Below are 7,824 nucleotides of genomic sequence, written 5' to 3' on the forward strand. Positions count from 1 at the left end.
ACGGGCTTAAATCTGTAGCCTGTTTTCATGTCTCGGGGTCCGCGTGCCGTCGAAGTTGTGCTGTCCGATGAGGAGCGCGCCGAGTTGGTGCGCTGGGCGAGCGGGGCGGTGGCGCCCCGTCTTGTCGAGCGGGCCCGCATCGTTTTGGCGTGCGCGGACGGGCAGCCGAATACGCGTGTGGCAGCGGAGTTGAAGGTCACCGCGGACACGGTGAGGAAGTGGCGGTCGCGGTTTGCTGCCCGGCGGATGGCCGGACTGGCGGATGAGCCGCGGCCGGGCCGGCGCAAGTCGGAGCTGGTGCTCAGTGATGAGGAGCGGGCTCAGCTGACGCGTTGGGCCAGGCGCGCCAAGACCGCTCAGTTCCTGGCTCTGCGGGCGAGGATCGTGCTGCGGTGCGCGGAAGGCAGGACGAATAAGCAGGTGGCGGCCGAACTCGGGGTGCGCGAGCAGTCGGTGAGCCGCTGGCGGGCCCGGTTCGTCGAGCGGCGGCTTGACGGGCTGACCGATGAGCCGCGGCCCGGCAGGCCGCCCTCGATCCTGCTCGACCAGGTCGAGGATGTTGTCGTGGCGACGCTGGAATCGACCCCGGGTAAGGACACGCACTGGTCGCGGGCTTCCATGGCCGAGCGCACCGGGCTGTCGAAGTCGACCATCGGGCGGATCTGGAAGCGGTTCGACCTCAAGCCACACCTGCAGGATGCCTTCAAACTCTCCACCGATCCGCAGTTCGTCGCGAAGGTCGTCGACGTCGTCGGCCTGTATCACCACCCGCCAGAGAAGGCGGTGGTGCTGTGCGTGGACGAGAAGAGCCAGATCCAGGCGCTGGACCGCTCGCAGCCGGTGCTGCCGATGATGCCGGGCATGCCCGAGCGGCGTACCCACGACTACCTGCGGCACGGCATTACCAGTCTGTTCGCCGCGTTCAACATCGCCGACGGCACGGTCATCGGCGAACTGCACCGCCGTCACCGGGCCGTCGAGTTCAAGGGTTCCTGGTCACGATAGACAAGAGGGTTCCCGCCGGGCTCGATGTGCACCTGGTGTGTGACAACTACGCCACCCACAACACCCCCGAGATCAAGACCTGGCTCGGCAAGCACCCCCGCTTCCATGTCCACTTCACTCCGACCGGCTCGTCCTGGATCAACCAGGTCGAGCGATGGTTCGGCCTGCTGACCGACAAGCTCATCCGCCGCGGCGTCCACACCTCGGTAAAGGCGCTGGAGGACGACATCAGAGCCTGGATCGACTCGTGGAACGAGAACCCCAGGCCCTTCACCTGGACCAAGACCGCCGACGAGATCCTCAACTCGCTCGCCGACTACCTCGCCAAAGTCACTCCTCCAGCCAGCGATAACCAGCGACATATTTAAGCCCGTGATTTCAGGCGCAGGACACTAGGGATTGCGGAGGGCCCGGGAGTTCGGCTGCTGAGCCGCCCCGGGACAGGGAGACCGCAAATCATGGGGGGCTCCCGGCCTGTGCCCGGGAGCCCTGTGAGGTAGGGGAGCAGGTCAGCTCTTGCCGAGGAGGGTCCAGATCTGGTTCTGCTTGGTGGTGAGGGCGCTCGCGGGGTCGCAGGTCCATTGGTGGATCAGGGCGCGTGCTGTGGTGGAGACGTTGGAGACGTCGACGCACTTGCCGCTGTGGACGGCGACCAGCTGGTAGTCATGGCTGCCGGTGGCGACGGGGTTGAGGGTGAACTCCTGGTTGGTGCCGCCGGTGCAGGTCCACTGCTGGACGGCGGCGCCGTCGGCGGTGGAGAAGCCGGAGACGTCGAGGCACTTGCCGCTCAGCTCGTTGACGACGGTGTAGGTGTTCGTCAGGCCGGCGACCGGCTTGAAGTCGAACATCTGCTGGTAGCCGCCCTCGCAGTAGTACTGCTGGTACTGCGTGCCGTTGGCCGTGGACAGGTTGGTGTCGTCAAGGCAATGGCGGCTGTTCGGGCTGATGGCGATCGTGGAGATGGTGGTGTTGGACGGGGGGAGCAGGGTGACGGTGTAGGCGTCCTTGGCGTTCGTCCACGGGACGGTGAGGGAGGCGGCGTTGCCGCTGACCGTCAGCGTGGTGTCGGAGACAGTGGTGGGTCCGCTGACGGCGTTGCCGTTGTCGTAGGGGTTGCGCTGGACGACGGCGCGGACCTGTCCGTTCTGCACGACCGAGGTGGTGTTGAGGCCGGTGAGGCTGACGGTGACGGTGCCGGTGTTGCCGTTGCTGCCGAGCAGGATCTTGGCGTTGCCTGCGGTGTTGTCCTTCGTGGCGAAGCCGTCGGTGTTGGTGCCAGGGGTGACCTTGACGACGCTGCCGGTCTGTGAGCCGTAGTAGCGGTATGTGAACCACTCGCCGAGCGGCAGGTACTGGCCGGCGCTGTTCCTGGTGAGGAGGGCGGCCTCGTAGTCGTGCAGATTCGTGCCGCCGGCCCAGTTGGCGCGCAGCCCGTCGATGCCCGCGCGCTCGAGACGTGAGATGTACCAGCCGCCGGTGCCCGGGGTCTGTTCGCCGGGGAGGGCGTACTCGTTGATCTGGTACGGGCGGGTGTTGGTCAGGCCCGCGGCGGCGAGGGTGGAGTCTGCGGCGGAGGCGTCGGCGACCGGGTCGCCGGGCAGGTCGTGCCAGCTGTAGATGTCGGGAGCGACGTTGTTCGCCTTGACGTAGGCCAGGTAGGCGGTCCACCAGGTGTTGGAGGAACTCGGTGTCTTGGAGATGCTGGGGCCCACGATCAGCTGGTTGGGGAAGGCGGACCGCACGCGGGCGTAGAACCGCGACCACATCTGCAGGTACTGGGTCTGCGTCCGGCCCCAGAAGTTGCTGCCGTCGGGTTCGTTCCACAGGTCCCAGTCGACGGTCATGTTGTTGGCTTTGACGTCGCTGATGAGCTGGGTGATGAAGTTGTCGAACTGTGTCCAGTCGCCGTTGTCGCCGGGCCAGCCCTGGCTGGTGGTGCCGTCGGCGCCCCACAGGTCATGGGGCAGGAGGACGAAGGTGCCGCCGAGGGCGGCGGTCCGCTTGTACTGGGCCAGGGTTGCGTTCCAGCGGGTCTGGTAGTCGGCGAGGCTTGTGGCGTAGCCGCCGCTGTTGAGCTGTGCGCCGCCGGCCCGCATGAACTTCCACTTGATGTCCTTGTAGAAGTGGTCCTGCGGCAGGGAACCGTCCGGTGTCATCCCGTAGATGGTGCCGGAGGCCCGGTAGGTGGGGGCACTTCCGGCGGTGGAGAAGTCGACGGTGACGCTGGTGTCGGCGGCGTGGGCCGTTGTGCCGGGCAGCACGACGACGGCCGCGACCGAAGCGAACAGCGCGGCAAGAGTGGTGCTCCGGTGCAGGCGGCGGCCTCCTGCAAAGCCGGGCCGGCCCTGGCGTCTGTGGGTGGTGAGGGTGGCGAGCATGGGCATGTTGATCTCCGGGAGGGTGGGTGGGGCCCGAGCCCTGGGAGGTTCGGGCGGTCTGGGGGGAGCCGCCGTACCGGCGGCGCGGGTGCCTGCCTGGGGTCAGACCCAGGGCGAGACCGGCTGGGAGGAGTTGTCCTGGTGGAAGAGACCGGTCGCTTCGTACGGGTCCAGGCAGAGGTCGTAGTTGCGGTGACGGATGTAGCGGCCAGGGAAGTCGTACAACTCGAACCTCACCGAGCCCCATCCTGGGCGGGTGCAGAAGGTGGCGTCCTTGGCGAAAACACTGAAGCGGGGTGTGCAGCGTCGTGCGCGGGCGGGATTTGGCGCGGGCGGGTCTGCTCGTGCGTCCGGTCGGGAAGGCCGGGGGCTGAGTGCATGGCGGGATTCCCGGATGGGTGTGGCCGTCTGGGGGTGTGCCGAGGGCGGCTCATCGGCCGGTGCGGGTAGGGGAGGCCGGGCGCGATGTGCTGTCGGGGGGCATCGCTTCGGCCAGGAGCAGGTGGTCGGCAGTGGTCTTGGTGCGGGCGCGGTCGCGCAGACTCCTTGCCGTGACGGCGTTGAAGTGCTTCGCGAAGCCGTGGGGAGTCTTCCGATGAGACTGCTGCACGCGGGGAAGACGGGAACAGGCGGAATCGAATACCGAGCTCGTCCGCGAGACGGTGGTGACCGTCGCGGCCGCGGTCCGTCCGCGAACAGGATCATTGCGGGCGCCGGATCGTGCCGCGCCAGGAGCCGTCAGGACGGTGGTGTACGGCAGGCGGGCAGTTCGGTGGCTGGTCGGTGCGGGGTCAGGTGGCTCGATACGGGCCGCCCACCGTGACGACGTGCTCGACGCACTAGGCCCGATGAGGTTGCGTGGCACAGAGAAGGACCCTCAAGATCCGTGCACTGCGCCAGGGGGGATGTGTTGTCGCCGCGATCGTGGTCATGGCTCCTCGATGGTCATCGAATCGGTTCGAGGGAAGCTAGCACCGAGAAACCTGGCCATCAATAGACTTGACGAGGGTTGCTCAGCTCCCGAACGGTTGGCCGCCCGGATGGGAGCAGGCTGTCTCCCTGCCGAATCCGGTACCTGGTCTGTCGGTGAGAAGGACACCAGCTGGGCGAACTGCGCCTTGCGTCCCCGCATGCGAGGTTTCCGAGGCGTTACGAAAAGTTTCGCATGGGGCATTGACACCCGTCCGGCCCCCTCCTACCTTCACTTCACGCGAACCGGTTCGATACTCGGGATCCAGCCAATACCTTTCTCTGGTGTCATCGAATCGGTTCGACATCTCTCAGGAAGGAGTTCCCGTGAACATCGGTGAGATCGCCAAGAGGGCCGGTGTCTCGCGGAGCACCGTGTCGTACGCCCTGAGCGGGAAGCGTCCCGTGTCCGAGGAGACCCGCGACAAGGTCCAGCGGGTCATCGACGAGTTGGGCTACCAGCCCAATGCGAGTGCGCGGGCCCTGGCCAATGGCCGGACCAACACCATCGGTCTGGTCTTCCCGCCGGCCGGGAACCACTACACCGGCATGCAGCTGGACTTCATCGGCAGCGTTACCGAGGCCGCCGCGGCATACGACTACGACGTGCTGCTCTCTCCCAGCGGGGTGGACAGCGACCGCTCGTTCCAGCGGCTGCTGGGGGAGCGGCGGGTCGACGGCGCGATCCTGATGGAGATCCGGCTCGAGGACGACCGGCTCGACCACCTCACCGCGGTCGGCTTCCCCTCGGTCGCCATCGGCCGCACCGCCCACCCGGAGGGCAGCTGGTGGGTGGGACTGGATCACACGGCGCTGGCGGCGGCCTGCGTGCACCACCTCGCGGACCTCGGCCACCGCCGAGTCGCCTTCGTCAACCGGCCCGAACAACTCCTGCGGGCCGGCTACGAGTCGGCCCACCGAGGTCTGGACGGCTTCACCAAAGCCGCGGCAGAACGCGGGCTCACCGTCCGGACGTACTGCTGCGGGGACGACGCCGCCTCGGGCCTCGCCTGTCTGGAGCGGATCCTGCACGACGACCCGGCCACCACGGCCCTGGTCACCCTGAACGAGGCCGCGCTCGGCGGTCTCTACCGCGGCCTGGCCCAGGCCGGTCGTCATGTGCCGCGCGACTTCTCCGTCACCGGGGTGGTGGCCGGCCGATGGGCGGAGACGGTGACCCCGCAGCTCACCGCCGCGGACGTGCCGGCGGAACAGATGGGCCGCCTCGCAGTCGATCTGTTGGTCGAGCGGCTCGACGACCCCGACGCACCGCCCCGGCACCACCTGCTCGCACCGCCGATCTCCTTGCGAGCGAGCACCGCACCCGTCGGTGCAAGGCCCAACGACCCCGCTGCGGACTTCGACGTCCCCACAAATCCCTGACCGTCGCCCGCCCCCTCACTCTCTGCACCCAATACCAGCCCGGCTCCTCAACCCGGCCCGGGCTGTCCGCCCGGGTCCGGCGAGCCCGGCAGCTCCCGAACACCTCTCCCAGGGCACACCTGTGCCGATCCCAGGGCACACCTGTGCCACAACCCGTGAGGAAGACGCCATGAACCGATCCGCCAGACGGCATCTCACCGCCGCAGTCCTGACCGTGGTCGCCGTCACCACCGGCGCCACTGCCTGTTCGTCGAGTTCCGGCAGTTCCTCGGCGAAGGGTGCGGACAGCAAGACGTACACCATCTGGGACCCCTACCCGCAGTTCGACAAGACCTCGGCCTGGGCCCAGGTGCTGGACACCTGCGGCAAGGGCGCCGGCGTGAAGATCAAGCGGACTGCTTTCGACACCAGTGACCTCACGAACAAGGCTCTGCTCGCGGCGCAGCAGGGCAACTCCCCGGACGTGCTGATCGTCGACAACCCCGTGGTGTCGACGCTGGCGGAGGCGGGAGTGCTCACCACTACCGACGACAACAAGATCGACACCTCGAAGGTGGACCCCAACCTGCTCGCGGCCGGTCAGTCGGGCGGCAAGACGTACGGCACGCCGATCGGTGCCAACACCCTCGCGCTGTACTACAACAAGAAGGTCCTGAAGGCCGCCGGCGTGGACATCGCCTCCGTCAAGGACTGGAAGTCGCTGACTGCGGCGCTCGCCAAGGTCAAGCAGGCGGGGAAGAAGGGCATCACGTTCTCGGCGATCGGCACGGAGGAGGGCAGCTTCCAGTTCCTGCCCTGGTTCTGGGGCTCGGGTGCGAAGCTGACCGAGCTCGACTCGCCTCAGGGCGTCTCGGCGCTGTCGCTGTGGAAGAACTGGCTGGACAAGGGCTACGCGCCCAACTCGGTGATCAACAACACCCAGACCACCAGCTGGCAGGAGTTCGCGAGCGGCGACTACGCGTTCGCGGAGAACGGCACCTGGCAGCTCGCAGCCGCCGACAAGGGCGGCCTCGACTACGGCGTCCTGCCCATACCCGCCGCCGCAGGAGGCAACGCCTCCGCCCCCACCGGCGGCGAGTTCGTCACCGTGCCGGTCCAGGACGACACCGGCCGCTACACCACCTCGCAGAAGCTGGTCTCCTGCCTGACCGGCGACGAGAACCTGAACTTCACCGACAAAACGCTGTCCTACGTGGCGCCCACCAGCACCATCCAGGCCAAGGAGAAGGCGGCCAACCCGGAGCTGACGCCGTGGATCGAGGCGGTCAAGGCGGCCAAGGGACGCACCAGTGACGACCTGGGCACCAAGTACCCCAAGATCTCCGAGCAGATGTGGAAGGCCGTGCAGTCGGCCTTGAGTGGCTCGAAGTCGGCCAAGGACGCGCTGTCGGCGGCCCAGTCCGCTGTCAAGTAACCCCAGGATTGTCCGGATCGTACAGATGACGCACTCGACACAGCTGCCGGACCTCCGGTCCGCGCCCGCCCGGAACGGGGCGGCCTCGGCCGCCCCGGCCCGGCGGGGCAGCCGCAGACGGCGCCGGCCTGTTTCCCCGCAGTGGACCGCCTGGGCATTCCTCGCCCCGGTCACCCTTTACCTCGTCCTGTTCTACGCCTATCCCCTGTACCGCAACCTGGACTTGAGCCTGCGCAACTACACCGTGCGCTCCTTCGTGCGGGGCGACGCGCCGTTCACGGGGCTGGCGAACTACCGGAAGGTCTTCGACGACCCGACCTTCGCGCCGGCGCTGCTGCACACCGCCGTCTTCACCGCCGTGTGCCTGGTCTTCCAGTATGCGATCGGTCTGGCGCTGGCGGTCTTCTTCCACCAGAACTTCCGGCTCTCCGCCACCCTGCGCGCCCTGTTCCTGGTGCCGTGGCTGCTGCCGCTGATCGTGTCGGCCTCGACCTGGTCGTGGATGCTCAACAGTGACTCGGGCATCGTCAACGCCGTCCTGCACGCGGTGGGGATCGGCCCGGTGAACTGGCTGACTTCACCGTCCTGGTCGCTCGCCTCGGTGATCATCGCGAACATCTGGATCGGCGTCCCCTTCAACCTGGTCGTCCTCTACAGCGGCCTGCAGTCCATTCC

General features: G+C 67.5%; 5 protein-coding genes and 1 pseudogene. 4 read left to right on the forward strand and 2 right to left on the reverse strand.

Features of this window, described 5'->3' with window-relative positions; translation table 11 throughout:
- Positions 1–27 precede the first annotated feature (27 nt).
- Positions 28–1,373, forward strand: a pseudogene (locus ABZT06_RS46115) (IS630 family transposase).
- Positions 1,374–1,514: 141 nt separating this feature from the next.
- On the opposite strand, the gene ABZT06_RS46120 reads toward ABZT06_RS46115, so the two are convergent.
- Positions 1,515–3,389, reverse strand: a complete 1,875-nt coding sequence (locus ABZT06_RS46120) for an RICIN domain-containing protein (RefSeq protein ID WP_355754916.1) — start codon at positions 3,387–3,389, stop codon at positions 1,515–1,517.
- 96 nt (positions 3,390–3,485) lie between these two features.
- Positions 3,486–4,088 (reverse strand): AbfB domain-containing protein, encoded by a 603-nt coding sequence (locus ABZT06_RS46125; RefSeq protein ID WP_355754918.1) that lies wholly within the window; start codon positions 4,086–4,088, stop codon positions 3,486–3,488.
- A 591-nt stretch (positions 4,089–4,679) separates the two neighbouring features.
- Between ABZT06_RS46125 and ABZT06_RS46130 the strand changes: the two genes are divergently transcribed.
- The 3 genes from ABZT06_RS46130 to ABZT06_RS46140 all read left to right on the forward strand — a co-directional run.
- The gene (locus tag ABZT06_RS46130; protein WP_355754921.1) at positions 4,680–5,735 is read left to right on the forward strand and encodes a LacI family DNA-binding transcriptional regulator; all 1,056 of its coding nucleotides are present in this window, start codon (positions 4,680–4,682) and stop codon (positions 5,733–5,735) included.
- Between the two features lie 169 nt (positions 5,736–5,904).
- On the forward strand, positions 5,905–7,149 hold the full coding sequence (locus tag ABZT06_RS46135) for an extracellular solute-binding protein (protein ID WP_355754923.1): 1,245 nt from the start codon (positions 5,905–5,907) through the stop codon (positions 7,147–7,149).
- Between the two features lie 25 nt (positions 7,150–7,174).
- Positions 7,175–7,824 (forward strand): sugar ABC transporter permease (locus ABZT06_RS46140; protein ID WP_355754926.1); only part of this gene is annotated, 650 nt, incomplete at its 3' end.

Source organism: Streptomyces sp. NPDC005483, from assembly GCF_040606035.1.
Lineage (GTDB): Bacteria > Actinomycetota > Actinomycetes > Streptomycetales > Streptomycetaceae > Streptomyces.